Origin of the sequence: Flagellimonas hymeniacidonis (genome assembly GCF_008040165.1) — a bacterium.
Classification (GTDB): domain Bacteria; phylum Bacteroidota; class Bacteroidia; order Flavobacteriales; family Flavobacteriaceae; genus Flagellimonas; species Flagellimonas hymeniacidonis.
Genome location: NZ_VRUR01000001.1, coordinates 137,252 through 152,100 on the forward strand (window position 1 = coordinate 137,252; position 14,849 = coordinate 152,100).

At 37.6% G+C, this 14,849-nt stretch carries 15 protein-coding genes; 9 read left to right on the forward strand and 6 right to left on the reverse strand.

Going from position 1 to position 14,849, the window contains the following annotated elements; genetic code table 11:
* Positions 1-2: 2 nt before the first annotated feature.
* Genes nqrE through FVB32_RS00665 form a run of 5 tightly spaced genes read right to left on the reverse strand, consistent with a single transcriptional unit; the run spans position 3 to position 4,765 of the window.
* A complete protein-coding gene (nqrE, locus tag FVB32_RS00645) occupies positions 3-746 on the reverse strand; it encodes an NADH:ubiquinone reductase (Na(+)-transporting) subunit E (RefSeq protein WP_147740660.1) in 744 nt (247 codons plus the stop codon).
* A gap of 10 nt (positions 747-756) precedes the next feature.
* Positions 757-1,404, reverse strand: coding sequence for an NADH:ubiquinone reductase (Na(+)-transporting) subunit D (locus FVB32_RS00650; protein WP_147740661.1), 648 nt, complete (start codon positions 1,402-1,404; stop codon positions 757-759).
* A gap of 1 nt (position 1,405) precedes the next feature.
* Entirely contained in the window at positions 1,406-2,155 is a 750-nt protein-coding gene (locus tag FVB32_RS00655; protein ID WP_147740662.1) for a Na(+)-translocating NADH-quinone reductase subunit C, read from the reverse strand.
* 2 nt (positions 2,156-2,157) lie between these two features.
* Entirely contained in the window at positions 2,158-3,411 is a 1,254-nt protein-coding gene (locus tag FVB32_RS00660; protein ID WP_147740663.1) for an NADH:ubiquinone reductase (Na(+)-transporting) subunit B, read from the reverse strand.
* Between the two features lies 1 nt (position 3,412).
* The gene (locus tag FVB32_RS00665) at positions 3,413-4,765 is read right to left on the reverse strand and encodes a Na(+)-translocating NADH-quinone reductase subunit A (RefSeq protein WP_147740664.1); all 1,353 of its coding nucleotides are present in this window, start codon (positions 4,763-4,765) and stop codon (positions 3,413-3,415) included.
* A 151-nt stretch (positions 4,766-4,916) separates the two neighbouring features.
* On the opposite strand from FVB32_RS00665, the gene FVB32_RS00670 reads away from it, so the two are divergent.
* The 8 genes from FVB32_RS00670 (at position 4,917) to FVB32_RS00705 (ending at position 12,650) form a co-directional block, all read left to right on the forward strand.
* Positions 4,917-6,161 (forward strand): type IX secretion system plug protein, encoded by a 1,245-nt coding sequence (locus FVB32_RS00670; RefSeq protein ID WP_147740665.1) that lies wholly within the window; start codon positions 4,917-4,919, stop codon positions 6,159-6,161.
* Positions 6,162-6,191: 30 nt separating this feature from the next.
* Positions 6,192-7,388 (forward strand): DUF3667 domain-containing protein, encoded by a 1,197-nt coding sequence (locus FVB32_RS00675; protein WP_147740666.1) that lies wholly within the window; start codon positions 6,192-6,194, stop codon positions 7,386-7,388.
* Between the two features lie 4 nt (positions 7,389-7,392).
* Positions 7,393-7,779, forward strand: a complete 387-nt coding sequence (apaG, locus tag FVB32_RS00680; protein WP_147740667.1) for a Co2+/Mg2+ efflux protein ApaG — start codon at positions 7,393-7,395, stop codon at positions 7,777-7,779.
* 73 nt (positions 7,780-7,852) lie between these two features.
* Positions 7,853-9,481 carry an L-glutamate gamma-semialdehyde dehydrogenase gene (pruA, locus tag FVB32_RS00685; RefSeq protein ID WP_147740668.1) on the forward strand — a complete coding sequence of 543 codons (1,629 nt, stop codon included), beginning with the start codon at positions 7,853-7,855 and terminating at the stop codon, positions 9,479-9,481.
* A 15-nt stretch (positions 9,482-9,496) separates the two neighbouring features.
* Positions 9,497-10,264: an arylamine N-acetyltransferase family protein gene (locus tag FVB32_RS00690; RefSeq protein WP_147740669.1), complete on the forward strand. Its 768-nt coding sequence runs from the start codon at positions 9,497-9,499 to the stop codon at positions 10,262-10,264.
* Positions 10,248-11,228, forward strand: a complete 981-nt coding sequence (locus FVB32_RS00695) for a GlxA family transcriptional regulator (RefSeq protein ID WP_147740670.1) — start codon at positions 10,248-10,250, stop codon at positions 11,226-11,228. Before FVB32_RS00690 ends, FVB32_RS00695 begins: the two co-directional genes overlap by 17 nt.
* Before the next feature lie 237 nt (positions 11,229-11,465).
* Entirely contained in the window at positions 11,466-12,335 is an 870-nt protein-coding gene (locus FVB32_RS00700) for a DJ-1/PfpI family protein (protein WP_147740671.1), read from the forward strand.
* A 33-nt stretch (positions 12,336-12,368) separates the two neighbouring features.
* Positions 12,369-12,650 (forward strand): DUF1272 domain-containing protein, encoded by a 282-nt coding sequence (locus tag FVB32_RS00705; RefSeq protein WP_147740672.1) that lies wholly within the window; start codon positions 12,369-12,371, stop codon positions 12,648-12,650.
* Between the two features lie 334 nt (positions 12,651-12,984).
* Here the strand turns inward: FVB32_RS00705 and rsmG are convergent, their stop codons facing one another.
* Entirely contained in the window at positions 12,985-13,626 is a 642-nt protein-coding gene (gene rsmG / locus FVB32_RS00710; RefSeq protein WP_147740673.1) for a 16S rRNA (guanine(527)-N(7))-methyltransferase RsmG, read from the reverse strand.
* A 114-nt stretch (positions 13,627-13,740) separates the two neighbouring features.
* Between rsmG and FVB32_RS00715 the strand changes: the two genes are divergently transcribed.
* On the forward strand, positions 13,741-14,841 hold the full coding sequence (locus tag FVB32_RS00715) for a fatty acid desaturase family protein (protein ID WP_147740674.1): 1,101 nt from the start codon (positions 13,741-13,743) through the stop codon (positions 14,839-14,841).
* Positions 14,842-14,849 lie beyond the last annotated feature (8 nt).

Consider the following 14,849-nt stretch of genomic DNA (forward strand, 5'->3'; position numbering starts at 1 on the left):
CTTTATTTGTTTATAACTTCGTTATAAGAGACTGCTTTTTCTTTAGCTTCAATCTCTTTTTTAATTTCTTTTTCTTCAATGGTTTTCTCTGCAGTAGTGTTTTCCGTAGGTTCTGGAGCTTCATTATCTCCTGTTAACATTCCACCAAAACTTTGAAATCCAATACCCATCAACCCAGTAATGATAAAGGTGATACCCAATCCACGAAGTGGCGCAGGCACGTTGGAATATCTAATTTTCTCCCGAATTGCTGCAATGGCCAAGATGGCCAAGAACCATCCGATACCAGAACTAACCCCATAATTTAAGGCTAGTCCCAAACTAGGAATTTCCCTTGCTTGCATAAACAAAGAACCTCCTAAAATGGCACAGTTAACCGCAATCAAAGGCAAGAAAATACCCAAAGAGTTATATAGGGATGGGGAAAATTTTTCCACTACAATTTCTACCAATTGAACCATCGTTGCTATAGTTGCAATAAATAAGATAAAGGATAAAAAGCTTAGGTTATAATCCGCATATTCTGGACCTAACCACACCAATGCTCCATCTCTCAACAAGTATTGATCTAACAACCAATTTAATGGCACGGTAACCGCTAAAACGAAGATTACAGCTGCGCCAAGTCCCACTGCCGTGGAAACTTTTTTGGAAACGGCCAAATAGGAACACATTCCTAAAAAGACCGCAAAGACCATATTATCTATGAAGATGGACTTAAAAAATAATTCTAAATGCTCTAACATACTTTCCTATTTATGCTTCTTCTATTAATGCTTTGTTTCTGGAACGTTGTACCCAGATGATGATTCCTACAACAATCAATGCTGCTGGCGGTATGATCATAAAACCGTTGTTCTCATATCCGGTAGCGTACAATCCTGTCTTTGCAATGGGATCTCCCAATACTGGAATACCGAACAGCGTTCCTGAACCCAATAGTTCTCTAAAAAATCCTACAATAATCAAGATTACTCCGTACCCTAAAGCGTTTCCAATACCATCTAAAAAGGATTTCCATGGACCATTGCCCAGAGCAAAGGCCTCAAAACGCCCCATGATAATACAGTTGGTGATAATTAAACCAACAAAAACCGAAAGGGTTTTACTCAACTCATACGCAAATGCCTTTAAAACCTGGTCTACAATAATTACCAAGGTTGCCACAACGATAAGTTGGACAATAATTCTAATTTTTGAAGGAATCACGTTACGCATCAATGAGATGACCACGTTACCCACTCCCAGTACAAAAATCACCGAGATTGCCATTACCAATGAGGCTTTAAGTTCAGCTGTAATTGCCAATGCCGAACAAATTCCTAAAACCTGAATGGTTATTGGATTATTGTCCGCTAACGGATCTAAAATTAGATTTGCATCTTTTTTTGAAAGCAATGCCATATTAATTCGTTCTAATGGTTTCTAAGTAAGGTTTGTAAACCTTTAAGGTTTCTTTTATCATCGCTGAAACTCCATTTCCAGTGATGGTTGCACCTGCAAGTGCATCCACTTCATTATCCTCTTTATCGTTGTTCAATGGATCATTGTTTCCTTTTGCTACACTTACGCCGGCATAACTTTTACCTTCCAACAAAGATTCACCTATAAAATCATCCATGAAAAAGCGCATTTTTATATTTGCGCCAAGACCGGGAGTTTCAGCTTTATGATCGAAATAAACTCCCTGAACTATCATATTGTCATCAACCGAAATAAAGCCCCAAATGGCATCCCATAATCCTTTACCGTACATGGGTAGGATATATGATTTCTTGCCATCTTTTTCACCGATAAAAATAGGCAACCGCGCTTCGCCTCCACTTTTAAAGGCAGCTAGCTGTTTCTTCATATCAATCAAAAAGGCTTGGTCATCTTTTTGAACCTCGCCATCCACGAAAACATATTGTTCTTTAATGTATTTTGAAAACTCACCCTCAACTACATCTGTAGGAATAAAGTTTACCCCACTATCTTCTGTATTCTCATTTATACCCATGGCGTAAAGGATATTCTGTTGTTTTTCAAAACGTTCATTTTCCTTGATTCTGTCATTTAGGCTAGATGCCAAAAAAGCAAGGACAGAACCTACAATTACAACCATTATGATTGCAAAGATTACGGTATATGAGTTTTTATCTGTGTTAATTCCCATTATTATACTGTTTCCGTTTTTAATGCTTCAGCACCATCTGTTACTTTTGGGTGTATGGTTGCTGTTTTCAATCGTTTCATTCTTCTTTTGATGTTGCCTCTCACCACATAATGATCAATGGTAGGTGCAAAAACGTTCATTAATAGGATGGCCAAGAAAACACCTTCTGGGTACCCTGGATTAAATACACGAATCATAACAGACATAAAACCAATCAAGAATCCATAAATCCATTTACCTCTATTGGTCTGTGATCCTGTTACGGGGTCTGTTGCCATAAACACAATACCAAAGGCCAGCCCTCCTACCAGCAAATGTTGCCAGTACTCAAAGCTCATGAGCCCATAAAACTTACTGTACACCGGAATCCATTCCGCAGCAACGATACCGTTAAAAATCAGTCCCATTGCAAGAGATCCGATTACGGCACTAAGCATAATTCTCCAAGAAGCTATTTTTGAAAAAACTAGGAACAAACCACCCAACAAAATCAAAAGTGTGGAGGTCTCCCCTACTGAGCCAGGAATAAATCCGTAGAACATATCTGAAAGTGAATATGCAAACTCAGTACTCCCTTGTGCCAAATAGCCTAATACCGTTTCTCCTGAAATGGCATCAGCAGTTCCTGTTCTTTCCACTGCTCCATGCACCCATACTTGATCTCCACTCATCCATGTTGGATACGCAAAGAACAAAAAGGCACGAATGGTCAATGCAGGGTTTAGGATATTCATCCCTGTACCTCCAAAAACCTCTTTTCCAATCACTACACCAAAGGCTACGGCAACTGCCAACATCCAAAGTGGTGTATCTACAGGAACAATCAGTGGAACCAACATCCCTGTCACTAAATATCCTTCTTCTACTTCATGTCCTTTTATCACTGCAAAAATGAATTCGATGGCCAATCCTACTCCATAGGAAACAACAACGATAGGCAATACTGTAATTGCTCCCAACCAAAAGTTATCCCATGTTAGAAAGTGTTCAAAAAGTGAGAATTCAGCTGGGAAACCATTGATTGCTGAATAGTGTTGATATCCCGCATTGAACATTCCAAATAACAAACAAGGCACCAAAGCCAAGATTACCGTGTTCATGGTACGCTTTAAATCGTCTGCTGAACGAACATGACTACCGGAATGGGTGGTTTCATTTGGTGAATACAGAAAAGTATGAATGGCATTAAAGGCTGGAGCCATCTTTTTGCCTCGATACTTTAATTTTATCTGATGTAATTTTTCTTTCATACCCATATTATCCAATTTCTTGATGTAATAAATCCAAACCTTCCCTTATGATCTGCTGATGTGGTTGTTTAGAGATACAAATGAATTCTGTTAGTGAAAAATCTTCCGGAGCAACTTCATATAATCCCAATTGTTCCATTTCATCCAAATCCTTAACCATACACGCCTTAAGCAACTGTAATGGGTAAATATCCAATGGAAAAACATCTTCATAACGTCCCGTTACCACAAATGCCCTATGTTCACCATTGGTATTGGTGTCCAAATCATATTTCTTATTGGGCTGCATCCATGAGAATGTCAACGCCCTAGTGGATGAAATTTTGTTGAAAACTGGCTTGTTCCAACCAAAGAACTCATAATCATCCCCTTCTGGAATAGCAGTAACTGTATTGTTATAAAAACCTAAATGCCCTTCTGGGTTGGTTTTTGAACCTGTAAGCACATCTCCATTAATCAACCTAAACTTATCTTGACTTACACCGCTGGCATATAAAAAGGTTGAGATTTCCGTACCAATTTTAGTGGTGTAATATTTTGGATCTTTTACTATGGAACCTGCAAGTGCAATAGTGCGTTCTGCGTTAAACCTCCCTGTTAACAATAACTCTCCCAAAATAATCAAGTCTTGGGGTGATACTGTCCAAATCACCTCACCCTTATTGATTGGGTCGATTTTATTGATTTGGGTTCCCACCAAGCCAGCTGGATGTGGTCCTGAAACTTTATGAAGGGTAATCCCATCCAACTTCTCCAAAGGAGAGGTATTGGATTTCCCTACAGAAACATGCACCTGACCTGGAGTTAACTTAACAAGAGCTGTAATCGCTGCTTGTAGTTCCGTTTCTTTCCCATCTAACACATAATCAGCATTGGCCGCCAAAGGTGCTGTGGTATATCCTGAAATAAATATCGCTTTTGGAGTAGCTTCTGGATCAGCTATAATATCGTATGGACGCTGCTTTATGAAGGGCCACCCTCCTGATTCCAACAAGAAAGCTTTGATACTCTCGGCATCGGCTCCTGCTATATCCAGTTTTTGGTGTTCCACATATTCCTGCGTTTTATCTGCAAGAATTTTCAGCGTTAAGATTTTTCTTCTAGCACCACGAACAATTTCCACCAATTCTCCACTAACTGGAGACACAAAGAGCATATTCTCTTTGCTCTTATTGTAAAACAATGGCTCTCCAGCTTTAACCTCGGCTCCTTGTTTTAACAACATTTTTGGTGTAATTCCGTGAAAATCGTCTAGGTTTAGGGCATATACGTTGCTTAAAACGGCTTTGGAAGTAGTCTGCTCTGCTGCCCCGATGAGATTGATGTTCAATCCCTTTTTAATCCGGATGTCTTTAGACATATTGTTGTAGACCTTTTGTTATCAAAATTGCACGCAAATTTAGCACTAAATGGATTGTTTTCATAATAATTGACCATAAAAATGGGATTACATCGAGCTAAATTTGCTCGGCACACTTTTTGTTTACCTTTACCCAAAATTTAAGGCCTAAATGCGCTTTTTGATCAAACAATTATTCTTTTGCCTTTTTGTCTCCAGTATTTTTGCCCAAGTACAAGAAGAAGTAAATCCTCCAAGCAATATAAAGACCGTTGTTTTTAGAGGACCTACGGAAGATCAATTTCCATTACTAAAGCTGGGCGAATCCATGACCCTGGAGTTTGATGACCTTACAGCAAGTGAACAGGATTACTATTACAAAATTGTACATTGTGATTATGATTGGACGCCTTCACAACTCTTAAAATCGCAATATTTGGTTGGGGCAGACAACCAGCGGATCATCGATTACGAAAATAGTTACACCACCCTCCAACCCTATTCCAATTATCGCCTAACCATTCCCAATGAAAATGTAAAACTAAAGGTAAGTGGCAATTATCTTATTGAAATCTATAATAGTTATGGGGAATTGCAATTTTCGCGAAGGTTCATCATTTATCGCGATTTGGTTTCTGTGGGAGGTACGGTAAAACGTTCTCGTGACTTTAATTTTTTAAATGAAAAACAAGTTGTACAATTCAACATCAACACGGCTGGTTTTCCTGTGGTGAATCCAAAAAAAGAAGTAAAGGTTGCCATTCTTCAAAATCATTTTTGGCCAACCGCTTTGTATGATGTAAAACCTCAATTTACCATAGGCACCGAACTAGTTTACAAATATGACCAAGAAACTAGTTTTTATGGGGGCAATGAATTTTTGAATTTTGACACCAAAGACCTACGTTCACCCACTTTTGCAATTTCAAGGGTAGAATTCAAGGAGCTTTACAATCATTATTTATTTACCAATGATTACCGCTATGATCGCCCCTATACTTATTTTCCGGATATTAATGGAGATTTTGTAGTACGCACCATGCAAGGTGAAGATGTATCTCGCGAAGCGGAATATTCCGAAGTGCATTTTAGTTTACCGTATTCAAATGAGATAGGACTGGACAATGTTTATGTTTTTGGTAAGTTCAACAATTATGAACTCGGTGATGAAAATAAAATGAACTTTAATTCCGAAAGTGGAAAGATGGAGCTTATTCTTCCCATAAAACAGGGGTTTTACAATTATAAATATGTGGTTGAGCGTGATGATGGAACTATTGATCTTAATCACGTTAGCGGAAACTTTCATTTCACAGAAAACAACTACCTTATTTTGGTGTATTATCGAGATTTTGGAGACATGTACGACAGTGTAATTGGTATCGGTTCCGTCAACTCTAGAACTATTAGTAATTAATTATCTTTAGCTTCAAATCCTATCAGGATAATGGAGGACGACAAACCAAGTATAATTACCAAAGGCCGATACGAATTAAAATTTAGAGGCACAGAATGCCTCAACTGTGGCCACCTTTTAGATATCAGTGATAAATACTGCCCTAATTGCTCCCAAGCCAACAGTACTAAAAAGTTAATCCTCAAGGATTTTTGGGATGAGTTCTTTTCTAGTTTAATCAATTACGATTCCAAGTTATTAAAAACCCTATATGCCCTTCTGGTAAAGCCTGGCACCATCACCAAAGATTATATTAAAGGTAAGCGTATTGCCTATACCAATCCATTCCGATTTTTATTGAGTTTGGCATTTCTGTATTTCCTAATGGCCACTTATGATAATAGTCTTTACAATTTGGACAATCTTGGCTTAGAAGATAAAATTGAGCAAACGGGGCCCTTGTCCTACAGTTTTAATAATGGAAAAACTGCTTCTGACAGCATCAACGCGAAAGAACAGACCGAAAAAGCACTAAAGCAGCTTGATTCCTTGAAGAATTTAGAAAATGTCCATATTCCAGGAATTCAAAATTTGGACACATTACAGACCTTAATAGGTCAAGGGATAAAAGAAGAGGCAAAAAAAGATTCTTTTATGCTTGCAAATCCTCGAAAATACTTTGAAAACCTTCAAAACAACAATTCTGGAGGTCTTGGGGGAAGAATGGAGTTTTTCTTTACATTTCTGCAAAAGGACTCTATAAAAACCTTCGAAGAAGCAAAAGAAAAATATGGGGCCAATGAGACTTGGAGAAATAAAGTGGCCTTTAATGGATCCAAGAGCTCTCTTAAAGCAATTGCGCAACCTGGGACATACTTAAACAATACAATTGCTAAGCTGCCTTTGGTCATTTTCTTCTTTCTTCCCATATTCACAGTTTTCCTTTGGGTGGTTTACATCAGGAAAAAATACACCTACACCGATCATCTTATCTTTAGCTTTCACAACCAATCATTATTATTTATCTTGCTCATCCTTAGCCTGATAATAGATACAATTTTCAATACGGCTAGTGCAGGTATATTTTTACTGATTTTCGGTTTTTACCTGTACAAAGCAATGAGAAAATTTTACGGGCAAGGAAGGGTTAAAACGATTGTCAAATACATTTTCCTAAACACGATGTTCGCCTTTTTAGGTTTTATTGTGGTAATCATTTTGTTTACGGGAAGTGTCTTTACCTATTAGAACTATGTTCACTCAAATCACAAAAGGAATTAAAGTATCTGTGCAAACCACTTTCGAGGGCACATTCTTTAAAAACTACAAAATGCATTATGCCTTTGGATATACTATCACCATAGAAAACCAAAGTAAAGATGCCGTGCAATTAACAGCCAGGCATTGGGACATTTTTGATGCTTTAAAAGAATTGGAAACAGTGGACGGGGAAGGGGTCATTGGCAAAAAACCCGTAATCAAACCTGGCAAATCCCACACCTATAGCTCGGGCTGTTTATTGGCATCCCCTATCGGTGCAATGCGGGGGTATTATCACATGGTTAATTTTAGTTCTACGGAAGAATTTGAGGTTGAAATCCCCACCTTTAAATTTGCTGCTCCCTTTGCCATAAACTAGTCGCAATTCATTTTATAATCGCTATTCCTTTTACTACCTTTGGTGGAATTTTTAATACATAAAAATCATCACTATGGGAAAAGGTTTTTTTCAAGTTCCAACCGCATATAACGAGCCTATAAAAAGTTATGCTCCAGGTACTCCGGAACGTGAAGAAGTATTGCAACAATATGATGCATACTACAAAGGAAAGGTCGAAGTTCCTTTATATATAGGTTCTGAAGAGATTAGGACTGGAAACACTAAACCGATGTCTCCTCCACATGAGCACAAGCATGTTGTAGGGCAATTCCATTTAGCAGAAAAAAAACATATAGAACGGGCTATTTCAAATGGCTTGGAAGCTCGTGAAGAATGGGCCAATTTAACTTGGGAGCAACGCGCAGCAATCTTTTTAAAGGCTGCGGAACTTATCGCAGGGCCTTACCGAGCAAAAATTAATGCTGCCACCATGATGGCACAATCTAAAACCATTCATCAAGCGGAAATCGATGCTGCATGTGAATTTATAGATTTTCTTAGGTTCAATGTAGAGTACATGACCCAAATCTATACTGAACAGCCAGAGTCGGCAGAAGGTATCTGGAACCGTGTGGAATATAGACCGCTGGAAGGTTTTGTATACGCCATTACTCCTTTTAATTTTACTGCTATTGCGGGTAATCTACCTGCAAGCGCAGCTATGATGGGAAACGTTGTAATTTGGAAACCTAGCGACAGTCAAGTATTCTCTGCAAAAGTGATTATCGATGTCTTCAAAGAAGCAGGTTTGCCAGATGGAGTTATCAATGTAGTATTTGGGGATCCAGTGATGATTACGGAAACTATTCTATCAAGTCCAGATTTTTCTGGCCTACACTTTACAGGTTCTACCTTTGTTTTTAAAGAATTATGGAAACAGATTGGGAACAACATTCATACCTATAAGACCTATCCAAGAATTGTTGGTGAAACTGGTGGAAAAGATTTTATAGTTGCCCACCCATCTGCAAAACCCAAACAAGTGGCTACTGCCATTGTTAGGGGGGCATTTGAGTTCCAAGGTCAAAAATGTAGTGCCGCATCAAGAGTTTATCTACCAAAATCTACAGCCAATGAAATTTTAGATTTCGTTAAAGCTGATATTGCCTCTTTTAATAAGCCTGGTTCTCCTGCGGATATGAGCAACTTTATTACGGCAGTGATCCACGAAGGCTCTTTTGATAAGCTTGCCAAATATATTGATCAAGCCAAAGCTGATAACAATGCAGAAATAATTGCTGGTGGAGGTTATGATAAATCTGTTGGGTATTTTATTGAACCAACAGTTATTTTAACCCAAGATGCCAAATACACTACCATGTGTACGGAACTTTTTGGACCAGTAGTGACCATTTATGTGTATGACGATGCTGATTGGGCAGAAACGCTAAAGTTAGTCGATGGCACCTCAGAATACGCATTAACTGGAGCTGTTTTGGCCACAGATCGCTATGCGATTGACGAAGCTACAGTGGCATTGCAAAATTGTGCCGGTAACTTCTATATCAATGACAAGCCGACAGGTGCGGTAGTTGGTCAACAACCGTTCGGTGGAGCAAGAGCTTCTGGAACCAATGACAAAGCTGGTTCAGCACAGAACTTATTACGATGGGTATCACCAAGGTTGATAAAAGAGACCTTTGTTACTCCCGAAGATTACAGATATCCATTTTTAGGGTAAACAAAATTGCTTGCAATGAACGTTTCAGCCTACTTAGAAAGAATTAATTTCAAGAAGAAGGTTGAGACTGATAAATCCACTTTATTTGAACTTCAAAGGGCACACTTGTTAAGTGTGCCCTTTGAAAATTTGGACATCCATTACAACAGGGAAATTGTTTTGGATACAAATATCATTTTTGAAAAAATTGTTACCCACAAGAGAGGCGGGTTTTGTCACGAGCTAAACGGCCTTTTTTACACACTTCTCAAAGAGATTGGATTTAACGTTCATTTGGTTTCAGCTCGAGTTTATTCCGAAAAAAATCAATACGGTAAAGAATTTGGTCATATGGCCATTTTTGCAACTATCAATGAAGAACAGTTTCTGGTAGATGTTGGTTTTGGCAGATTCTCATTTGCACCGCTGCCTATAATAATTGATAAACCTCATACGGATGAATATGGAGTTTTTGTATTTGACCATTATGATGATGACTATTTGAGGGTATGTACACAAGAGAATGGTATCTTAATTCCTCAGTATATCTTTAGTCCTAAGTCCCGCAAACTATCTGAGTTCAAGAATATGTGCCATTATCAACAGACTAGCGTAGAATCACATTTTACCCAAAAAAAGGTGATTTCCATTAGTACACCGAATGGACGTGTTACCCTGAACAACACCAAAATAAAGATTATTGATGGTGCAAAAACTGAAGAAATCGAGTTTAATGAGGATCAATTCGAGGTGCTTCTTAAAAATTACTTCGATATTGTTATGAAAATTGGAGAATCAAAGTAAACATAGAGCCTTCTTTCTTGTTCCCCCAGAAGTTCAACTTTTGGACATTGCTGGGCCCGCCCATCTTTTTTATGAGGCCAACGAATATGGGGCAAGTGTTAAAACCCACTATTTAAGCCTAAATACATCTTCCAAAGAAATTTCCAGCGCTGGGGTTTCTTTAGGGAATTTAGAGGAATTTGAGAATTTTAGCTTAAACCAAGACGATCTTATTTTTATTCCCGGTTTAGAATCCCACCTATTTTATAACAAAAATTTTATTCAACAGAATCAACACTTTTTCACCTGGCTACAAAAACAACATCAACAGGGTGCAAAAATATGCTCAGTGTGCACAGGTGCTTACCTCATGGCCTATGCTGGGCTTTTCAATGGAAAAAATTGTACTACCCATTGGAAGTATTTGGAAGATTTTCAGTCCAGATTTCCTAAAACGAAATTGCTCAGGGATAGATTGATTGTAAAAGACAACAATCTATATTCAAGTGCAGGGGTCTCATCAGGAATAGACTTGGCCTTATTCCTTTTAGAGGAGCTTTTTGGACCTATTTTTGCCACTAAGGTTGCCAAAGAAGTGGTTATCTATTTAAGAAGAACAGAGCAAGATCCACAGCTTAGTATTTTTCTACAATATCGCAACCACTTGGATAATCGCGTACATCTAGTTCAAGATATATTGGCACAAAATTTACACAAGAAAATTGGCATTGAAGAATTAGCAGAGCGGGTGCATATGAGCCCAAGAAACCTAACGAGATTGTTTAAGAAAACCACCGAAATTACTATAGGTGAATATTTGGATAAGCTAAGGGTTGAAAGAGCAATACAGCTCCTATCCAATGGCTCAAAAGTGAGTTCTGCATCTACTTCCTGTGGATTAAAAAGTGCCAATCAACTAAGAAAATTGCTTAAAAAACATACCGCTTCCCTTCCTTCGGATTGGAAAGAACTGTTGTCCCAATAGTGCGCCTCATTGTCCTTTCGATACTAGTCTTTGTAATGTAGTTTTGAAGTATCATCAAAAATCAAAAACATGAACAGATTCGCAATAGCCCTAGCACTACTTTTTACATTTTCACTAATCCATTCACAAAACAACATCCAAGTGTCGAGTGTATACATTTGTCCTCCATGTGACCTCCCATGCGACGACAAAGAGCACAGTGAGCCTGGAAAATGTTCTTATTGCAATATGACCCTTATGAAAAAAGAAAATATAAAGACAATTGCCTTTTATTTGCAGGATAGGGTAGAAGTTTTGGATTTTGCCGGACCTATGGAAGTACTTTCCTATGCCGGTTTTAAAATCTTTACCGTTTCTGCCACCAAAGAACCTATTAAATCACAGGGCATTCTAAATGTCATCCCTGACTATACTATTGATAACGCTCCAAAAGCTGATATTTTGGCCTTTTTTGGGGGAAATGCAACCTCAGCTTCCAAAAACCCCAAGGTAATAGAGTGGATAAATGGGCAAAACAGTGTTGAATACTATTTCTCTGTCTGTACGGGTGCTTTTATTTTAGCAGAAGCTGGTCTCTTGAACGGAAAAACGGCCACCACCTTTCACACTGTACTAGATGATCTTCAAAATGATTATCCAAAAGTCAATGTAGAAAAAAATGTTCGCTTTGTAGACAATGGCAAGGTAATAACTACTGCAGGAATTTCTGCGGGAATAGACGGCGCATTGCATTTAGTAGCAAAATTGCACGGACTGAATGCGGCCAAACGCATTGCATATAATATGGAATATGACAACTGGAAGCTTGGCAACGGACTAATCTTATCCGATGATAATCCATACATAAGCACAAGAACCACTCCAGAATTAATTGCTTATGAAGGAAAATATGAATACAAAGATGGGAGTGAAATCGACCTAAAATTAAACAAACAAAAAGACGAAATTTACTGTATAATCAGTGAAGTGGCTTATCCTATTTATCATGAAAAGGATGATGTTTTCGCAGACATTGGAGGCGATCTTATTTATTTCAAAAGGAATGAAGCAAATAAGGTGATTGGCTATTCTTTTACTATTGATGGAGACATATACAAAAAACTTTGATACATTGATAAACATCATTCTTGAAAAGAAAAAATGCTGGAAATAAGAACTTCTTGTGAAAATTGTAATAAAGAATTACCGAATGACAGTTCTGATGCCATGATCTGCACTTATGAATGTACGTTTTGCAAAAACTGTGTAGATGATATTCTATTTAATGTTTGTCCTAATTGTGGCGGGGGATTTGAAAAAAGACCGACAAGACCTAAGGACAATTTGGTTAAAAACCCCGTTCGAATGGACAAGGTATCTAAACCTGTCATAGAAAATAGGTTTTTAAAAAAGTTTAAGAATAGTAACCCAAGAAAAAGGTAATTCTCTAGGCTATTACATGGCTAATACGTGCCAAGAAAGCTTCATAACACTATTCACATTTTCATCGTAAACACCTATTAACCAATTCCTTAAAGACTAATAACACTCCCCTACACTCAAGATAAGTACATATAAAATTTGTAAAGCATAATATTTTATGTAAATTTAACGTTAAGTAATTGTAAATTTTATGCAATTATAAAACTCATGTCCTTATGAAAGAACGAATATTTACATGGCAAAAATCGGTGATTGGACGGATTGACCTCATTTACAAGAATATGAAAAACTATTCTAGAAAATGCAGGTTGGTGTATAACAGAATGTGGAGTATCTAATTTCCACCACGAAATTTTTGCGGCAGATAAACTACTTTTTTGGTTTCAAAAAAGTCTTCAGTATAGTAGGCATTCAAATTGAATGTTTGCGCAGTCGCGTAGTCCCTTAATTCTTCAGTTAAATCCCCTCCTTTCAAGTAGAGAATACCATTTTTTCGCTCGTGTACGGACTCTTTCTTTACTTTTCCCTTTGTCCAATGTACAAAGGTGTGCATGGCAGCTACAGCCCTACTTACGATAAAATCAAACTGCCCATCTATATCCTCTACTCTAGCATGAATAGCCGTTACATTTTCCAATTGTAGTCCATCCACAACCTCTTGCACCACTTTTATTTTTTTCCCAATGGCATCGACCAAAGTAAACTGAACCTCAGGAAATAAAATTGCCAACGGAATACCTGGAAAACCTCCACCAGTTCCTACATCCAAAATGGCGGAGTCTTTTTTAAATTCTTGAATTTTAGCAATTCCCAGGGAATGCACTACATGACGCAAGTAAAGCTCATCTATATCTTTTCTGGAGACTACATTTATTTTCTGGTTCCAATCCTTATAAAGTGCTTCCAAACCTCGAAAATGATCTTTTTGAGTACTGGTGAGTGTTGTAAAATACTTGAATATCAAGTTTGCATCCATGCCAATCTGTTAATTTTGCCAAAATTAATACTTTTAAGCACCTTAACATCGTTTTCATAAAAAGGTGGTGAACTTGAGAAATCTATTTACTTACCTTTGTAAAAATTTTTATTTATGGAAAAGGATATCATCCGATTTTCAAGAAAAGACTCAGCACAATTCTTCAGAACACTAAACAAACGAGTAAACCAATATTTTAACGAAAATGAAATAAAGAAAACCGGAAACTGGAAACTTCACCTTAAAACCATAGTGATGTTCGCCGTTTTTCTTGCCCCCTATTTTTTGATGTTAACCTTAAATCTCCCTTTTTGGGGTTATTTACTGCTTTCCGTAACCATGGGAGTAGGCATGGCCGGAGTTGGAATGAATGTAATGCATGATGGTAATCACGGTTCCTATTCTAATAAAAAGTGGATAAATAAGTTAATGGGCGGCAGTATCTATATTTTGGCTGGAAATGTATATAATTGGCAGGTTCAGCACAACGTTTTGCACCATACATACACTAACATTCACGAGCATGATGAGGATATGGAAGCAGGAAGAATTCTTCGCTTTTCAAAACATGCGGAGTGGCAAAAACACCACAGATTTCAGCATTACTATTCCATATTTCTTTACGGATTATTGACATTCAACTGGGCTATAACCACCGATTTTCAGCAAATGTATCGCTACATGAGGAGAAAGTTGTCCTATGGAAAACTACCAAACCCTGTGATAAATTGGAGTACACTGGTCATTACCAAAGCCATTTACATTACCATTTGGATTGTTTTACCGCTAATACTTGTGGATATTGCCTGGTGGCAAGTACTCCTTGGTTTCTTTATTATGCACTATGTAGCTGGGGTGATCTTAAGCGTAGTATTCCAATTAGCTCATATTGTTGATGAAGCTGAAACCCCGTTGCCTGATGAAAGCGGTACTATGAAAAATACATGGGCTATACATCAACTTATTACAACTGTAAATTTTGGCACCAAAAACAGAATTGTAAATTGGTTCACTGGTGGTTTGAATCATCAAGTTGAGCATCATATTTTCCCTAACATCAGTCATATTCATTACACAAAAATTTCCAAGATTGTGAAACAAACGGCAAAGGAATTTAATTTGCCATACAATGAATATAAAACTACTAGAAAAGCTATAATTTCGCACTTCAAACATTTGAAAGAACTAGGTAAAAAACCAGTTCTACAGTACTAGCTAAATTG